We start from the raw sequence: 16,363 nt of genomic DNA, 5'->3' as shown, positions 1-16,363 counted from the left end.
CACGCCGCCGCCCGCGGGTCGGCGGAGCGCGCGCCGGCCGCCCCCGCGTCCGCGCCGGGGGCGGCACCGTCGCGGGCGCCCGTGGTGGGCCCGCCCGGGGGGTCCACCACGGCTGCCGGGGCCTCGTCGTCCGCCACGCCCGCCGGGGCGTCCTCGACGAGCTCGAGGCTGCGCGAGCGGGTGAGGTCGGGCAGGTCCTCGTGCGGCAGGTCGATGCGCTCCACCGCCGGGACGGGCGCGGGCCCCGGCAGGACGGGGCGCCCGACGGCGTCCGCGGCGCGCTGCCCGGTCGGTGCCGGCACGGAGCGGGGCAGCCGGGCGGGGACGCCGACGGGGGCGCTGCCGTCGGTCGCGCCTCCCGGGGTCCGGTCCCCGGCCGGGGTGCGGTCGCCGGGACGGCCCGCGTCGACGGGGGGCGCCCCGTCGTCCGCCGGCGTGAGGTCCGCCGGGCGCGTGGGCCCGGCCCAGTGCCGGGGCGCGCTGCCCAGGGCGGCGCGGCCGTCCTCGCCCTGGACCTCGACGGGGGTGACGGGCAGGCCCAGGGCGTGCTCGACCGCCTGCAGCGCGTGCGCCACCGCGAGCGCCGAGGCGTGCCGGCGGGCCGGGTCCTTCGCCATCGCCCGGGCGAGCACGGCCTCGAGGGCGGGCGGCACGTCGCCGCGGCCGACGGGCGGCACGGGGGTGCGGCCGATGCGCGCCAGGAGCTCGGCGACGCCGTTCGCCGCGCCGGGGACCTCGAAGGGCGTCCGCCCGGCCAGGAGCGAGTAGAGCGTCGCGGCGAGGCTGTACACGTCGGCGCGCTCGTCGCCCTCCCCGCCCTCGGCGAGCAGCTCCGGCGGGGCCCAGGGGACGGACAGGCCGCCGCCGCCGGGCACGCCGACGCTCGCCTCGGCGATCCCGAAGTCCGTGAGGGCCGCGCGGCCCAGGTCCGTGGTCAGCACGTTGCCCGGCTTGATGTCGCGGTGGCGGATGCCCGCGCGGTGCGCCGTCTCGACGGCCGACGCGAGCTGGACGCCGATGCGCAGCACCTCGTCGACGGCCATCCGCTCCCGGCGGTAGCGCGCCGCCAGCGCGGGCCCCGAGCAGTGCTCCATGACGATGCAGGGCCGGCCGTCCTCCGCGGTCGCGGTCTGCAGGACGGTCACGATCGAGGGGTGCTGGACCTGCGCCATGAGGTCGGCCTCGCGCAGGAAGCGCGCACCGACGGCCGGGTCGAGGCCGTGGTGCAGCACCTTCACGGCCACGAGGCGCCGCGGGCGGTCCTGCTCGTAGGCCAGCACGTCCGCCGAGGCGCCCTGCCCCAGGCGGTGGAGGTAGCGCAGGCCCGCGAGGCGCGGGGGGACCTGCTCGGTCATGGTGCTCAGTCCTCCCACCCGACCCGGAACGTCACGCCGTCGCCGAGGTCGACGACGTCGTCGCCCTCGAGGGGCGTGGCCTCGCCGGGCACGAGCGCGCGGACGGCGCCCCGGGCGCGCACGAGGACGCCGTTCGTGGAGTGCAGGTCGGTGACGAGGACGCGCGTGCCCTCGGCCCTCACCTCCGCGTGGTTGCGGGACACGTCGTGCTGGGGGCTGGGCACGGCGACGAGGCGCGGCACCACGCCGTCGTCGCCGCGGCGCACCTGCGGGGCGCGGCCGAGGACGACGGGCCGGTCGAGGGGGACCGTCGTGCCGCCCGCCAGGGCCAGCACGGGGCGCGCGGGCGGTACGGGGGCGTCCTCCTGCCCGGCGAGCACGGCGAACCCGGCGCACGTCGTGGGCGCGGGGGCCGACGCCGACGACGCCGGGGTGGCGGCGGGCGGCGGCCCGGTCGGCGCTGTCGGCGCTGTCGGCGCGGGGGTGACGGGCGCCGGTGCGGTCGGTGCCACCGGTGCGACGGGTGCGACGGGTGCTGCCCCGGCGGCCCACCCGGGGAGCAGGCGACGGATCTCCTCGAGCTCCGCGCCGAGGATGGTCAGGCCGTCGTGGTCGTGGACGACGAGGGGCTCGCCCGGCTCGTCCTCGAGCCCGGCCGCTACGGGTGCGGCCGGTACGGAGGCGGCCGGCGCGGCGGCCGGCCCGGGTGCGGGCGCCTCGTCGGCGGCCGTCCGGCGCAGCACGCGAACGGTCGGGTCGACGCCCCAGTCGATCGCGTCCGCGTCGAGGGGTGCGGCGGCCACCGGCCGGAGCTCTGCGGCCCGGTGGCCCTCCGGCGCGAGGTCCGCCGCAGCGAGGTCCACCGGAGCGAGGTCCACCGGAGCGAGATCCGCCGGCGCGGCGTCGACGCGCACGGCGAGGACCTCCGGCACGGCGGCCGGCGCCACCGGCAGGGTGACGACCTCCGGCTCGAGGGGCGGCACCCGGAGGTGCTCCACGACGGGCGGGAGCTGGGCCGGGAGGACCCCGGGCCGGACGAGGACCTCGGCCTGCTCCCCGTCGGCCCCCGGGGCGACGGCGACGGTCGTGACCCGGACCGCACCGGCGCGCACCACGCCGCCGAGGAGCGGCCAGCCCGTCGCGGCGGCGGCGGCGGACGGCTCGTCGCCGGACGAGAGCTCGACCTCGACGCCCGCGACGGCGGGCAGCGTGCGCTCGAACCACGTGAGCGCGGCGGCGCCGGACAGCACCTCGGGGGCGCCGGCGACGGGCCGCGCGGTGACCCGCACCGCACCGCGCACCGCGACGCCGCACCCGCCGGCGGCCGGTGCGACGACGGCGAAGCCGGGCAGGCCGGCGAGCCCGCGGCCCGCCAGCAGCCCGAGCGCGCCGAGCATGCCCTCCCCGCGCACGAGGACCTCCCACAGGGCCCGCACGAGCGCGTCGTCGGCGGCCGGGTCGAGCACCACGAGCACCCCGTCGGCGAGCAGGACCGTGCCGGGGCCGGGGCGGTACGTGGCGCTCACGCGACCACCGCGTCCCGTGCGGTGCGCGGCCGGGGCAGCGTCGTGCCCTCGCGCTCGTCGTGCCAGGCGCGGTCGCGGGCGTCGGCGCCGGCCCGCGGGAGCCGCAGGCCCGTGCGCGCACCGCCGTCGACGACGACGACGGTCACGTTGTCGCGGGCGCCGCGTGCCACGGCCCGGGCCACGAGCTCGGCCGCCGCGGCGCGGGGGTCCGTCGCGGCCGCGAGCACGGACGCGATCTCCGCGTCGGCCAGCTCGCGGGTGAGGCCGTCGGTGCACAGCAGGAAGCGGTCGCCGACCTGCGCGGGCAGCAGCCAGTAGTCGGGGTCGGCGGGCTCGGCGGTGCCCAGGACCCGGGTGAGGACGTGCCGGCTCGGGTGGGTGGGCACGTCGGCGGGGTCCAGCTCCCCGCGGGCGACGAGCTCGGCGGTCACGCTGTGGTCGACGCTCACCTGCACCACGCCGCCGGGGGTCCGCCGGTACACGCGGGAGTCCCCGACGGTGAACACCAGCCAGGAGGGGACGCCGTCAGGACGGGTCAGCGCGATGCCGGCGACGGTCGTGCCGCCCTGCCGGGACGTGGAGAACTCGGAGCCGATCCGGTGCGCGGCGCGCAGGAAGCAGCCGTGGACGTCCTCGGGGGTCGCCCCGTCCTCGCCGGCCAGGTCGGCGAACTCCTCGACCGCGATCCGGCTGGCGACGTCGCCGGCGTCGTGCCCGCCCATGCCGTCGGCGACGAGGAAGACCGGCGGGTACGCCAGCAGGGCGTCCTCGTTCGCCTCGCGCACGGCACCCCTGTCCGTGGCCGAGCCCCAGTCCGTCAGCACCTCACCCCTCCTGCACACCCCCGCCGTCACCGGCCCATCGGCAGGCGCGGGCGAGGACTTGAGAGGTCGCGGCGGGTCCGCCGGCGGGCCGCGGACGTGCGGCCGACGTGCGGCCGACGTGCCGCGGACGTGCGGCGGACGTGCGGGCGGGCCCGGCCGTCAGATGCCGAGCTGGAACACGCCCCAGTACGCCAGGGTGACGAGGAGGACGGCGGCCGCGGCCAGCACGACGACGAGCGCGGTGGTCCGCACCGCCCCGGCCGCCGGCCGCTCGCCGGCCCGCAGCACGGCGCGCACCCGCCCGACGAGCAGCACGCCGGCCAGGACCGTCAGGACGCCCACGGCGCGCACGAGGACCCACCCGCCCTGGACGAGCACCGCGTTGCTGTCGTAGTCCAGCGCGAGCCGCGCCACGACGACGAGGTACCAGACGAGCGCGGCCACCGTGATCACGGTGCCCACCGCGAGCCCGACGAGCGCGTCCCGCACCCCCGGGGCGAAGCGCTGCGGCGCGCGCTGCCCCCGCGCGGGACCGGCCGGACCCGGGCCGCCCGCCGCCCGCACCGCCGCCCGCCGGTCCCGGCGCCGGCGCAGCGGGTCCAGGGCCCGGTCGACCCCGACGGCGAGCGGCGCGAGCAGGAGGAGCCCCACGCCGACGGCCACCACGACGAGCAGCAGCGTGCCGTCCCGGAGCCAGCGCGGCTGCGGCACGGGCGCGGCCAGGTACTCCTGCACGGGCTGGTCCCCGGCGATCCGCGGCGCCTGCCCGGCGGTCCCGGGCAGGCCGACGACCCACCCCGCGAGGTCGCGCAGGAAGACCGGCGCGATCTCGCCGTGCACGCGCAGGCCGTGCGTCGCACCGGCGTAGTACCGCACCGTGACGTCGAGGTTCCCCGCCAGCGCCGTGTCGGCGAGGAGCCGCTGGGCCCCCTGGACCAGGGGCATCGAGGCGTCCCCCGTGCCGTAGACGACGAGCACGGGCTGCGTCGTGCGCCGCTGGTACGGCGTGACGTCGAAGTCGGCGTACTCGAAGCCGCCGCCCGGCAGGGACATGCCGATCGCGCGGGGGATCGCCCGGAACACCTGCTGCGGCACGCCGGTGTTGCGCAGGTAGGTGTCGGCCGCGAAGGCGCCCTGCTCGCGGGGCGGCACCACGGGCGCGGAGACGAGGACGACGAACGCCAGGGCGGGGTCCTCCGCGGCCATGACGGGGGCGATCCACGCGCCCTCGCTCTCGGCGTAGACGCCGACGCGGGCGGGGTCGACCGCGTCGACCTCCCGGAGCAGCGCGACGGAGCGCGCGTAGTCCTGCGCCATCGCCGGGTAGTCGCGGTGCCGCAGCGTGTAGGTGTCGAGGCGCTTGTCGGGGACCATCGTCACGACCCCGGCCCGCGCGAGCGCCTCGGCCTGGGCGGTGAAGGCCTGCGCGAACCGCCCCGTCCCCGCGCCGTGCACGAAGACGACGCCGGGCAGGTCGTCGCCGGCCCCCACCGGGGTGGTGATCTGCGCCTCGACCGTCGTGCCGTCGAGCCGGACCTCCACGACCCGCCGCTCGACCTCGTACCGCGGCAGCGGCACCGGGGCGCCGGTGATCGCGGTGTCGACCGCCGCCACCTCGAGCGGGTCGCGGACGGGCAGCGGGTCCCACTGGGGGCCGAGCAGGGAGCCCACCACGGCGAGCACGACGAGCGCGGCCGTCGTCAGGCCCACGGTCTCCCCGACGCGGGTGTGCGCGAAGCGCCGCACGAGCTCGGCCCGCAGGCGCGCGGGCGCGGACGGCTCACGCCCGGGGGCGGGTGCGGGATCCGGTGCGGGGTCGACCTCCGTGCTCCCGCCGATCGGCCGGGCACCGGCGGCACCGGCCGGCCCGTCGGCACCGTCGCCACCACCGGCTGGTGCGCGGCCGTCGGGCGCCGACGGCGGGGTCACCGCGGCGACCGGCACCACGTCCTCGGCGGGGGCGGCGCCGACCGTGCCCTGCCCGCGCGCGCCCGACGTCCTCACGCCCGCCGCCCTAGAAGCCCAGGCGCCCGAGCTGCTTCGGGTCGCGCTGCCAGTCCTTCGCGACCCGGACGTGCAGGTCGAGGAACACGCGGGCACCGAGCAGCGCCTCGATCTCGCGGCGGGCCCGCGTGCCGACGTCGCGCAGCCGCGCCCCGCCCTTGCCGATGACGATGGCCTTCTGGCTGTCCCGCTCGACGAAGAGCTCGACGCGCACGTCGAGCATCGGCGGCCCGTCGACGGCCCGGGGGCCGAGCCGCTCGCCGGAGGCGTCGCGGGTGCGGTCACGGGGCACGATCTCCTCGACGACGACGGCCAGCGAGTGCGGCAGCTCGTCGCGGACCCCCTCGAGGGCGGCCTCCCGGACGAGCTCGGCCACCATGACGGCCTCGGGCTCGTCGGTGAGCTCGCCCTCCGGGTACAGCGGGGCGCCCTCCGGCAGGATCCCCAGGAACACCTCGACGAGGTGGCCCACCTGGTAGCCCGAGCGGGCCGACACGGGGACGATCTCCGCCCAGTCGCCCAGGCCCTGCACGGCGAGCAGGTGCTCGGCCAGGCGGCCCTTGCCGACCAGGTCGGCCTTCGTCACGACCGCCACCACCGGCGTCCCGCGGCCGCGCGGGTCCCGCCCGGACGTGGGCCCCAGCCCCGCGAGCTGCTCGGCGATGTAGCGGTCGCCGGGGCCGACGCGCTGGTCCGCCGGGAGGCAGAAGCCCACCACGTCCACCTCGGCCAGCGTGCCGCGCACGAGGTCGTTGAGCCGCTCGCCCAGGAGCGTCCGCGGCCGGTGCAGGCCCGGGGTGTCGACGAGGACGACCTGGCCGTCCTCCCGGTGGACGATGCCGCGCACGGTGTGGCGCGTGGTCTGGGGGCGGTCCGAGGTGATGGCGATCTTGCGCCCGACGAGGGCGTTGGTCAGCGTGCTCTTGCCGGCGTTGGGCCGGCCGACGAGGCAGGCGAAGCCCGAGCGGAACGTCACCGTGCACCCCCTCCGTCCGGGCCGGGTGCGGCCCCGGTCCCCTCGGAGACCGTAGCGGTGAGCACCGACGAGCCGGTGCGCGGCGCGTCGACGGCCCCGGGTCGGGCCGCGAGGTCCTCCCCGCGCGCGTCGGCGCCGGAGCCGGAGCGCGACCCGCCGCCGTCCTCGTCCTCGTCCTGCGCGTCCTCGGGGTCGGACCGGCGCACGAGGACCGTGGCCAGCCGCTTGCGACGCCCCTCGACCCGCTCGGCCTCCAGGTGCACGCCGTGGATGTCGCCGCTCGAGCCGAGCAGCGGGACCTTGCCCAGCGCCTTGGCGAGCAGGCCGCCGGCGCTGTCCACGTCCTCGTCGTCGACCTCGAGCCCGAGCAGCTCGCCGAGCTCGTCCCGGCCGAGACGGGCCGGGACGCGCCACACGCCGTCGGCGACCCTCTCGACCACGGGCGCGTCGGGGTCGTGCTCGTCGGTCAGCTCGCCGACGAGCTCCTCCAGCGCGTCCTCGATCGTGACGAGCCCGGCGATCCCGCCGTACTCGTCCACGACGAGCGCGAGGTGCGAGGAGCCGCTCTGCAGCTCGCGCAGCAGGTCGTCGACGGGCTTGGACTCGGGGACGAACACGGGCGGGCGGGCCAGGTCCGCCGCGCGCACCTCGCCGGTGTCCCCGCCCGCGTCCTGCAGGTGGCGCACCACGTCCTTGAGGTAGAGCACGCCGCGCAGGTCGTCCACGGACTCCCCCACCACCGGGACGCGCGAGAAGCCCGAGCGCAGGAGCAGGGACAGCGCCTTGTCCAGCCGCGTGCCCGCCGTGGTCGTCACCATGTCCGGGCGCGGCACCATGACCTCGCGGGTGAGGCGGTCGCCCAGCTCGAGCACGGACCGGAAGAGCTCGCGCTCCTCCTCCTCGATCGCCTCGGACTCCGAGACGCGCTGCACCATGTCGCGCAGCTCCTCCTCCTGCTCCTCCTCCGCCCTCTCGCCCTCGGGGGCGGGCCGACCGACGCCGCCGGCGAAGGACGTGACGCCGACGAGGAGCGGCCACGTGCGCACGAGGGTCGCCACCGGGTGGCGACGGCCGAGCCGGCGCGGGCTCAGGCGGACGAGGAGGAAGGCGAGCACCGCGCACACCGCCACCGCCAGCCCGAGCACCGCGGGCCACGGCAGACCCGTGCCCCCGAGCGCGAGGGTGAGGCAGACGGTGGCCGTCATCTCCGCGACGAGGCGCACGTAGGACGCTGCGGCCTGCACGCGCTCGTGGTGCAGCGAGAGCGCCGACACGCGGTCGGCCGCCCTGTGGCCCTCGGCGGCGAGCTCGGCGACGGCCGCGCGGGTGACGCGTCCGACGGCGACCTCGCCGGCGCTCAGCGTCGCGGCGAGCGCGATGGCGCCGAGCGCGAGGGCCAGCAGACCGCCGACGACGAGGTCGCTCACCGCTCCGCCAGGAAGGTGAGCAGGAGGCGACGCTGCAGGGCGAACATCTCCTTCTCCTCCTCCGGCTCCGCGTGGTCGTACCCCAGCAGGTGCAGGATGCCGTGCGTCGTCAGCAGGAGGAGCTCCTCGGCGGTGGAGTGGCCGGCGGCGCGGGCCTGCGTGGCCGCGACCTCCGGGCAGAGCACCACGTCACCCAGCAGGCCCGCCGGCGTCACGGAGCCCGCCTGCCCCGGCCGCAGCTCGTCCATGGGGAAGGACAGGACGTCCGTCGGCCCCTCCTCGTCCATCCAGCGCACGTGCAGGTCGGACATGACGTCCGTCCCGACGAGCAGGATGGACAGGTCCGTCTGGGGGTGGACGTGCATCGCGTCGAGCACGTGGCGCGCCAGCGCCGCGAACTCGGCCTCGTCGACGTCGTGCCCGGACTCGTTGCTCACCTCGACGCTCATCGCGCCTCCCACCGCCCCCAGGCCTCGATGATCTCGCCGACGAGCCGGTGGCGGACCACGTCCGAGCTCGACAGGCGGCAGAACGCGATGTCGTCGACGCCCTCGAGGACGCTCTGGACCGCCCGCAGGCCCGACGTGGTCCCGCCCGGCAGGTCCACCTGCGTGACGTCCCCGGTCACCACCATCGTCGAGCTGAAGCCGAGCCGGGTGAGGAACATCTTCATCTGCTCGACGGAGGTGTTCTGCGCCTCGTCGAGGATGACGAACGCGTCGTTGAGCGTCCGGCCGCGCATGAACGCGAGCGGTGCCACCTCGATGGTGCCCGCCTCCATGAGCCGTGGGATGGACTCGGGGTCGACCATGTCGTGCAGCGCGTCGTACAGCGGCCGCAGGTAGGGGTCGATCTTCTCCGTGAGCGTGCCGGGCAGGAAGCCCAGGCGCTCGCCGGCCTCGACCGCGGGGCGGGTGAGGACGATCCGGTTCACGCGACGCGCCTGGAGGGCCTGCACGGCCTTGGCCATCGCCAGGTACGTCTTGCCCGTGCCGGCCGGCCCGATGCCGAACGTCACCGTGTGCCGGTCGATGGCGTCGACGTACTCCTTCTGGCCCGCGGTCTTCGGCCGGATGGTGCGGCCGCGCGCGGTGAGGATGTTGAACGTCAGCACGTCGGCGGGCCGCGCCTGGGCGCCGGCGGTGAGCATGCCCACCGTGCGGCGCACGACGTCGGGGGTCAGCGGGGTGCCGCCGGCGGTCATGTCGACGAGCTCGTCGACGAGACGTGCGACGAGCGCGACGTCCCCGGCCGGGCCCGCGAGGCTCACCTCGTTGCCGCGCACGTGCACGGAGACGCCGGTGAACCCCTGCTCGATCTCACGGAGGACCTCGTCGCGCAGGCCGAGGAGCTCGACCATCGAGATCTCCGGCGGCACGGTGATGCGGTGCTCCACCCGCGCGTGGACGGCTGCGTCGGGACGGTCGCCGCGGTCGCGGCGTGCGGTGGACTGCTCGCTCATGTGCTCGGCTCGCGCCGTGCGCTCCTGTCGTCCCGGGCCGTCACCGGCCGCCGAGGGCCCGTGGTCCGGGCCCGCCCCCCATCGTAGCGACGCCCCCCGACATCGCCCGGCGCCGGGCCCCCGCACCCGGCCCGCCCCGCCCTCAGCCCCAGCGGCCCAGCCGCTGCGCGAGCAGCGCGAGCGCCACCGGCCCCGCGGTGGAGGTGCGCAGCACGTGCGGCCCGAGGCGCACGGCCACCGCACCTGCGGCGACGAGCCGCTCCGTCTCCCGCTCCGCGATGCCGCCCTCGGGCCCGACGACGACGAGGACGTCGCGCGACGGCCCGCCGGGCGCCGGCGCGGCCGGCAGCACCACGGACGCCAGCGGCGCGTCCGCCTCCTCGTGCAGCACGAGGGCGGCGCCGCCCGCCGCCACCACCGCGGCGGCCCGGGCGGCCAGCGCGGCGGTGTCGAGGGCGGCGTCGACCTCGGGCACGTGCGCCCGCCGGGCCTGCTTCGCCGCGGCCCGCACCGTGCCCAGCCACCGCGCCCGGCTCTTCGCCGCGCGCTCCCCGCGCCACACGACGACGGAGCGCTCCGCCTGCCACGGCACGACGGCGTCGGCGCCGACCTCCGTGGCCGCCTCGATCGCCAGCTCGTCGCGGTCGCCCTTCGCGAGCGCCTGGACCAGCACGAGGCGCACGCCGGGCACGGGCTCGTCGACCCGCTCCTCCACGTCGAGCGCGACCCCGGCGGCGGTCACGTCCGCGACCCGCGCCCGCAGCCGCACCCCGCGGCCGTCCACGACGTCCACCCGCTCCCCCGGCGCCCGGCGCTGCACGACCCCCGCGTGCCGCCCCTCGGCGCCCTCGAGCAGGTAGGTGCCGCCGGCGCGGACGTCGGCGAGGGCGCCGGGCTCGGCCAGGAAGACGGGCGCGCTCACCGGCCCGAGAGCTTGTCGCGCAGCTTGGCGAAGACGCCGCCGCCGGAGGCGAGCCGCGTCTCGGGGCGCTCCTCGCCGCGCAGCTGCGCGAGCTGGCGCAGCAGGTCGGCCTGGTCGTCGTCCAGGCCCGTGGGCACCTGCACGTCCACGTGGACGTGCAGGTCGCCGCGGCCCTGCCCGTGCAGGTGGCCGACGCCCAGGCCCCGGAGGGTGACGACCTGCTGCGGCTGCGTACCGGGCTTGAGGTCGACCTCGCGCGGGCCGTCCAGGGTGTCGAGCTGCAGCACCGTGCCCAGGGCGGCGGCGGTCATGGGCACCGCGAGGGTGGCGTGCAGGTCGTCGCCCTGGCGCACGAACACGTCGTGGCGACGCTCGCGCACCTCGAGGTACACGTCGCCGGCGGGGCCGCCCGCGGGGCCGACCTCGCCCTGGCCCGTGAGCTTGATCCGGGTGCCCGTGTCGACGCCGGCCGGCACGTCGACCGACAGCGTGCGGCGCGAGCGCACCCGGCCCTCGCCGGCGCAGTCGGCGCAGGGGTCGGTGATGACCGACCCGAAGCCCTGGCAGGCGGCGCAGGGCTGCGTGGTCATCACCTGGCCGAGGAAGGAGCGCGCGACGCGCTGCACCTGGCCGCGGCCGCCGCAGACGTCGCACGTGCGCGGCGAGGTCCCGGGGCGGCAGCACGTGCCCGAGCAGGTCGGGCAGACGACCGCGGTGTCGACGGGGATCTCGCGGTGCGCGCCGAAGGTCGCCTCCGCGAGGTCGAGGTCGAGGCGGACGAGGGCGTCCTGCCCCCGGCGGGCGCGCGGGACGGGCCCGCGGGCCGCGGCGCCACCGGCCGCCGCGGCGCCGAAGAAGGTCTCGAAGATGTCCTGGAAGCCGAAGCCCGCGCCGCCGCCCATGCCGCCGCCGGGTGCGGACGGGTCCCCGCCGAGGTCGTACTGGCGCCGCTTCTCGGGGTTGCCGAGCACGTCGTAGGCGCGGCTGACGTCCTTGAACCGGTCCTCGGTCGTGGGGTCGGCCCCCGCGACGTCCGGGTGCAGCTCGCGTGCGAGCCTGCGGTACGCCTTCTTGATCTGCTCGGGGGTGGCGTCGCGCGGGACGCCGAGGATCGCGTAGTAGTCGGTCACGTCGCTCTCTCTGGGAGGCCGGCCGGTGGGGCCGGCGGGTCAGACCGGGTCGGGGGTCCGGCGCAGGGCCGGTGGGTGCGGAGGAGGTGCGGGCGGCCTCAGCCGGCCAGGGTGCGGGACAGGTAGCGGGCGACGGCCCGGACCGCGGCCATCGTGCCCGGGTAGTCCATGCGCAGGGGCCCGACGGACCCGATGCGCGCGACCGCCGAGCCGTCCCCGGTGCCGTACCCCGTGGTGACGAAGCTCGTCTCGACGAGCCCCTCGTGCTGGTTCTCCCGCCCGATGCGGACGGTGACGGTCGCCTCGTCCTCCGCCATGTCGGACAGCAGCCGCAGGAGCACGACCTGCTCCTCCAGCGCCTCGAGCACGGGGCCGAGGCTGCGGCCGAAGTCCGGGGAGCCGCCGCGCGCGAGGTTGGCCGTGCCCGCGAGCACGATGCGCTCCTCGCCCTCGAGCGCCAGCGTCTCCTCCACGACCGCGAGCACCGCGTCGACGAGGGGCCGGTCCGCCGGGGGGAACGCCTGCCGCAGGTCCTCGCGGACGGTGCCGAGGTCCGCCAGCACCCGGCCCGCGACCGCCACGTTGAGCCGCGCGCGCAGCTGCGTCACGACGAGCTCGTCGAGCGGGGCCTCCAGCTCCACCGTGCGCTGCTCGACGCGGCCGGTCCGCGTGATGAGGACGACGAGGAGGTGCCGCGCGCCCACGGCGACGAGCTCGACGTGCCGCAGCGCCGAGCGCCGCAGCGACGGGTACTGCACCACGGCGACCTGGTGCGTCAGCTGCGCGAGGAGGCGGACCGACCGGTCCACGACGTCGTCGAGGTCGACCGCGTCCTCGAGGAACGCGGCGATCGCCCGCCGCTCGGGGCCCGACAGCGGCTTGATGTCGTCCAGCCGGTCGACGAAGAGCCGGTAGCCCTTGTCCGTGGGGACGCGGCCCGCCGAGGTGTGCGGCTGCGCGATGTAGCCGCCGTCCTCGAGGGCCGCCATGTCGTTGCGGATCGTCGCGGGGCTGACGCCGAGGGCGTGGCGCTCGACGAGGGCGCGCGAGCCGACGGGCTCGCGGGTCGCGACGTAGTCCTCGACGATGGCGCGCAGGACGGCCACCCGGCGGTCGTCGTTCTGTGCCACGGCTCTCCCTCCTGCCCCGCGCGGCCCCGCCGCGCCCTGCCTCGCCCTGCCTCGTGGTGCGCACCCGGGCCGGCGGGCCGGTCGAGGTAGCACTCACGGTACGTGAGTGCCAATCCTACGCGGCGTGTCCACCGCCGGTCCTGCCGGGGGGCGCCGCACCCGTGACCTAGCGTGTGGCGCCGTGAGCCCCACCGACCGCTACGGCACCGACGTCCTGGGCGGGGGCCGTGACGTGCGCCCCGCCCACCACCGTCCCGCCCGCACCTCGCGCCCGCAGCCGGCCTCGGCCGGCCTCGTCGTCGAGGACGTGACGACGGGCTTCGTCGGCGCGGTCGTGCGCGTGGAGAAGTCCGGCGGGCAGCACGTCGTCGTGCTCGAGGACCGGAGGGGACGGACGCGGACCTTCCCGCTGGGCCCCGGCTTCTGGGTGGACGGGGAGCCCGTGGTGCTCACGCCGCCCGCGCGCGCCGCCGCGCCCGCCGCGCCGGCCCGGACGGCCTCGGGCTCGCGCGCGGTCGCGGACGCACCGGCGCGGGTGGCCCGCGGCAGCCGCATCTGGGTGGAGGGCAAGCACGACGCGGAGCTCGTCGAGAAGGTCTGGGGCGACGACCTGCGCGTGGAGGGGGTGGTCGTCGAGCTCCTCGACGGTGCGGACCACCTCGTCGAGGCGCTGCGCGCCTTCTCGCCCGGGCCGGGCCGGCGCGTGGGCGTGCTCGTCGACCACCTCGTGCGCGGGTCGAAGGAGAGCCGGATCGCCGCGGAGGCCGTGCGGGCGGCACCCGCCGGGACCGTGCTCGTGCTGGGGCACCCGTACGTCGACGTCTGGCAGGCCGTGAAGCCCGCGCGCGTCGGGCTGCGCGCCTGGCCGACGGTCGACCGGGGCACGGAGTGGAAGGTCGGGGTCCTGCGCGAGCTCGGCTGGCCCGCCGACGGCCCGCGGGACGTGGCCACGGCCTGGGCGCGCATCCTGCGCAGCGTGCGCAGCTACGCCGACCTCGACCCGGCCCTGCTGGGCCGGGTCGAGGAGCTCATCGACTTCGTGACCGCGCCGGACGCCTGAGGCGCGGGGCCCGGCGCGGGGCCCGGCGCGGCCCGCCGGTCACGGCGCGACGGGCTCGCCGAGCAGCCTGCGGTAGGTCCAGGTCGCGGCGATGGCCGCCACCGGGATGGCGACGAGGAGGCCCACGCCGCACAGGAGCGCGCCCACGAAGTACGCGACCATGGTCACCAGCACCAGCACGACGGACGTCCCGAGGTTGCGCTGGACGAGGGTGGCGCTCGCCTTGAGCGCGTCGATCGCGCCCAGCCCCTTGTCGAGCACGAACTGGACGACGAAGAAGCCGTACAGCGTGACCGCCAGCGCGCCGAGGCCGCCGATGAAGAAGGTCACCGCGCTGGCGATGCTGCTCGCGACCGCCAGGAGGATCGACACGAGCACGATCGTGCCGAGCCGCTCGAGCCGGAAGAAGGTGCCGATCTGCAGGGGGCGCCCGTACGTCAGGTGCAGCGCGCCGCGGGTGATGCCGGCCTGGACGAGGTACCCGAGCACCACGAACACGAGCGAGAACAGCAGCGTCGACAGCAGCACGCCGCCGGAGAACGCCCCGGCCGCGAGACCGCCGCCGGTGGGGTTGCCGAACTCGTCCGTCGGGACGGCCGCCTCGAGGCCGAGCCCGAGCGCCGAGAGGATCGCGAACCACACGCCGAACACCACGGCGAAGGCGACCACGTAGACCAGCGCGGCCAGCAGGATGGTGCCGAGGTTCTGCGTGAACTTCGCCCAGCCGTAGGACAGCGCCTCGCCGATGCCGGCGTTCGCACCGCCGTACCCGGCCGCGCTCACGGGCGGCATGCCGCCGAAGCCCTGGCCGTACCCGCCCGGCTGCCCGGGCTGGCCGTAGCCGGGCTGGCCGTAGCCCGGCTGCCCGGAGCCCGGCTGGCCGTAGCCGGGCTGGCCGTAGCCGGGCTGGCCGTAGCCGGGCTGGCCCTGCTGCTCGTAGCCCTGCTGCCCGTACGCCGGCGCGCTCCCGGGCTGGCCGTAGCCGGGCACGCCGGAGGAGGGCTGGCCGTAGGCGGGCTGGCCGGGGGGCGGCGGCGGGTAGGCGCCGCCGGGCGGGGGGTACGCGCCGGGCGGCGGGTACGCGCTCGCGCCGCCGGGAGCGGGCTCGGCGGGCGTGGCCCCCTCCGGCGTGCGGTCGTCGGGGTCGGGACGGTGCCCGGGGGTCTCGCTCATCGGTGCTCCCTGCGGAGGTGACGGTCGCGGCGGCGCCGGACCCTGTGCGAGAGCAGGCAAGCGACCGTGCACCGCCGTGTCAAGGACGGACACGGCCGGACGGCGGATCCTTCGTCCCCGGCGCGCCCCTCAGGCGGCGACGAGCGTGCGCACCACCGCGTCGGCCAGCAGGCGCCCGCGCCGGGTGAGGACCACGCGCCCAGGCCCGTCGGCGCCGAGGGCGGCCCGCGGCTCGACGAGCCCGTCGGCCACGAGCCCCGCCACCGCCCGGCGGGCCGGCGCCTCCAGCGCGGCCAGGGGCAGCCCCTCGGCCAGGCGCACGCCGAGGAGCACGCGCTCCAGCCGGGCCGCCTCGGCGTCGAGCACCTCGCGCCCCGCGGCGGGGCTCGTGCCCGCGGCGAGGCGGTCGGCGTAGGCGCGCGGGTGCTTGACGTTCCACCACCGGACGCCGCCGACGTGGCTGTGCGCCCCGGGCCCGATCCCCCACCAGTCGTCGCCGCGCCAGTAGGCGAGGTTGTGCCGGCAGGCGTCCTGCGGCGTGCGGGCCCAGTTGCTCACCTCGTAGGCGGCCAGGCCGGCCGCCCCCAGCAGCTCGTCGGCCAGCTCGTACTTGGCGGCCTGGTCGTCCTCGTCGGGCAGCGCGACCTCCCCGCGCCGGACCTGCGCGGCCATGCGCGTCCCGGGCTCCACGACGAGCGCGTAGGCCGAGACGTGGTCGACGCCGCCTCCGAGCACCGCCTCGAGCGACGTCCGCCAGTCGGCCAGGGACTCCCCCGGCGTGCCGTAGATGAGGTCGAGCGAGACCCGCAGCCCCGCGTCCTGCGCCCAGCGCACGGCGTCGGGCACCCGCGCCGGGTCGTGGGTGCGCTCGAGCGTGGCCAGCACGTGCGGCACCGCCGACTGCATGCCGAACGAGACGCGCGTGAAGCCCCCGGCGGCGAGCCGCTCCAGACCCTCGGGCGTCACGGAGTCGGGGTTCGCCTCCGTCGTCACCTCGGCGCCGTCGGCCAGGCCCCAGGCCTGCCGGACGCCGTCGAGGAGCCCGACGAGGTCGTCGACGGGCAGGAGCGTGGGCGTCCCGCCCCCGACGAACACGGTCGCGACGGGCCGGGCCGGCAGCCCGGCGTCCGCGAGCACCCGGCGGGCCAGGCGCACCTCGTCGAGCGCCGTGCCCGCGTACGCGGCCTGGCTCGCACCGCCGCCGAGCTCCGCGGAGGTGTAGGTGTTGAAGTCGCAGTACCCGCAGCGCACGCGGCAGAACGGGACGTGCAGGTAGACCCCGAACGCCCGCTCCTCCGCGCCGTCACGCACGGACGCCGGCAGTGTGCCGTCAGCGGGCGGCACGTCCCCGTCGGGGAGCGCCGGGCTCACGGC

Annotated in this window: 14 protein-coding genes; 1 reads left to right on the top strand and 13 read right to left on the bottom strand. The window is 77.6% G+C overall.

Annotated features, from left to right (window positions below):
* The 11 genes from EJA20_RS19130 to hrcA form a co-directional block, all read right to left on the bottom strand.
* The coding region (locus EJA20_RS19130) for a serine/threonine-protein kinase (RefSeq protein ID WP_205687482.1) at positions 1-1,355 on the bottom strand (1,355 nt) is incomplete at its 3' end.
* Between the two features lie 5 nt (positions 1,356-1,360).
* A complete protein-coding gene (locus EJA20_RS12070; protein ID WP_129338398.1) occupies positions 1,361-2,881 on the bottom strand; it encodes an FHA domain-containing protein in 1,521 nt (506 codons plus the stop codon).
* Positions 2,878-3,705, bottom strand: coding sequence for a PP2C family protein-serine/threonine phosphatase (locus tag EJA20_RS12065; RefSeq protein WP_129338397.1), 828 nt, complete (start codon positions 3,703-3,705; stop codon positions 2,878-2,880). The genes EJA20_RS12070 and EJA20_RS12065 overlap by 4 nt, the downstream gene beginning before the upstream one ends.
* A gap of 159 nt (positions 3,706-3,864) precedes the next feature.
* On the bottom strand, positions 3,865-5,709 hold the full coding sequence (locus tag EJA20_RS12060) for an alpha/beta hydrolase family protein (RefSeq protein ID WP_338068822.1): 1,845 nt from the start codon (positions 5,707-5,709) through the stop codon (positions 3,865-3,867).
* Positions 5,710-5,719: 10 nt separating this feature from the next.
* Complete coding sequence (gene era / locus EJA20_RS12055; protein ID WP_129338396.1) at positions 5,720-6,685, bottom strand: GTPase Era; 966 nt, start codon at positions 6,683-6,685, stop codon at positions 5,720-5,722.
* A complete protein-coding gene (locus tag EJA20_RS12050; RefSeq protein WP_129338395.1) occupies positions 6,682-8,112 on the bottom strand; it encodes a hemolysin family protein in 1,431 nt (476 codons plus the stop codon). The genes era and EJA20_RS12050 overlap by 4 nt, the downstream gene beginning before the upstream one ends.
* Positions 8,109-8,561, bottom strand: coding sequence for an rRNA maturation RNase YbeY (gene ybeY, locus EJA20_RS12045; protein WP_129338394.1), 453 nt, complete (start codon positions 8,559-8,561; stop codon positions 8,109-8,111). The genes EJA20_RS12050 and ybeY overlap by 4 nt, the downstream gene beginning before the upstream one ends.
* Complete coding sequence (locus tag EJA20_RS12040; RefSeq protein WP_129338393.1) at positions 8,558-9,574, bottom strand: PhoH family protein; 1,017 nt, start codon at positions 9,572-9,574, stop codon at positions 8,558-8,560. Before EJA20_RS12040 ends, ybeY begins: the two co-directional genes overlap by 4 nt.
* 142 nt (positions 9,575-9,716) lie before the next feature.
* Positions 9,717-10,496 carry a 16S rRNA (uracil(1498)-N(3))-methyltransferase gene (locus tag EJA20_RS12035; protein ID WP_129338392.1) on the bottom strand — a complete coding sequence of 260 codons (780 nt, stop codon included), beginning with the start codon at positions 10,494-10,496 and terminating at the stop codon, positions 9,717-9,719.
* Positions 10,493-11,626, bottom strand: a complete 1,134-nt coding sequence (gene dnaJ / locus EJA20_RS12030) for a molecular chaperone DnaJ (protein ID WP_129338391.1) — start codon at positions 11,624-11,626, stop codon at positions 10,493-10,495. Before dnaJ ends, EJA20_RS12035 begins: the two co-directional genes overlap by 4 nt.
* A 98-nt stretch (positions 11,627-11,724) precedes the next feature.
* Entirely contained in the window at positions 11,725-12,756 is a 1,032-nt protein-coding gene (gene hrcA, locus EJA20_RS12025) for a heat-inducible transcriptional repressor HrcA (protein WP_129338390.1), read from the bottom strand.
* A 181-nt stretch (positions 12,757-12,937) separates the two neighbouring features.
* Between hrcA and EJA20_RS12020 the strand changes: the two genes are divergently transcribed.
* Entirely contained in the window at positions 12,938-13,816 is an 879-nt protein-coding gene (locus tag EJA20_RS12020; protein WP_129338389.1) for a DUF3097 family protein, read from the top strand.
* 39 nt (positions 13,817-13,855) lie between these two features.
* On the opposite strand, the gene EJA20_RS12015 is transcribed toward EJA20_RS12020, so the two are convergent.
* Positions 13,856-14,989: a hypothetical protein gene (locus EJA20_RS12015; RefSeq protein WP_129338388.1), complete on the bottom strand. Its 1,134-nt coding sequence runs from the start codon at positions 14,987-14,989 to the stop codon at positions 13,856-13,858.
* A gap of 129 nt (positions 14,990-15,118) precedes the next feature.
* Complete coding sequence (hemW, locus tag EJA20_RS12010) at positions 15,119-16,360, bottom strand: radical SAM family heme chaperone HemW (protein ID WP_129338387.1); 1,242 nt, start codon at positions 16,358-16,360, stop codon at positions 15,119-15,121.
* Between the last annotated feature and the right edge of the window lie 3 nt (positions 16,361-16,363).

It is taken from the genome of Cellulomonas endophytica, assembly GCF_004123805.1.
GTDB lineage: Bacteria > Actinomycetota > Actinomycetes > Actinomycetales > Cellulomonadaceae > Cellulomonas > Cellulomonas endophytica.
Note: the sequence above shows the minus strand (reverse complement) of the source record. Positions and strands in the feature narration are given on the sequence as shown.

Excerpts from the sequence above, each read along its gene's own strand:
- EJA20_RS12015 (WP_129338388.1), bottom strand. The coding sequence starts at position 14,989 with ATGAGCGAGACCCCCGGGCACCGTCCCGACCCCGACGACCGCACGCCG.
- EJA20_RS12040 (WP_129338393.1), bottom strand. The coding sequence starts at position 9,574 with ATGAGCGAGCAGTCCACCGCACGCCGCGACCGCGGCGACCGTCCCGAC.
- ybeY (WP_129338394.1), bottom strand. The coding sequence starts at position 8,561 with ATGAGCGTCGAGGTGAGCAACGAGTCCGGGCACGACGTCGACGAGGCC.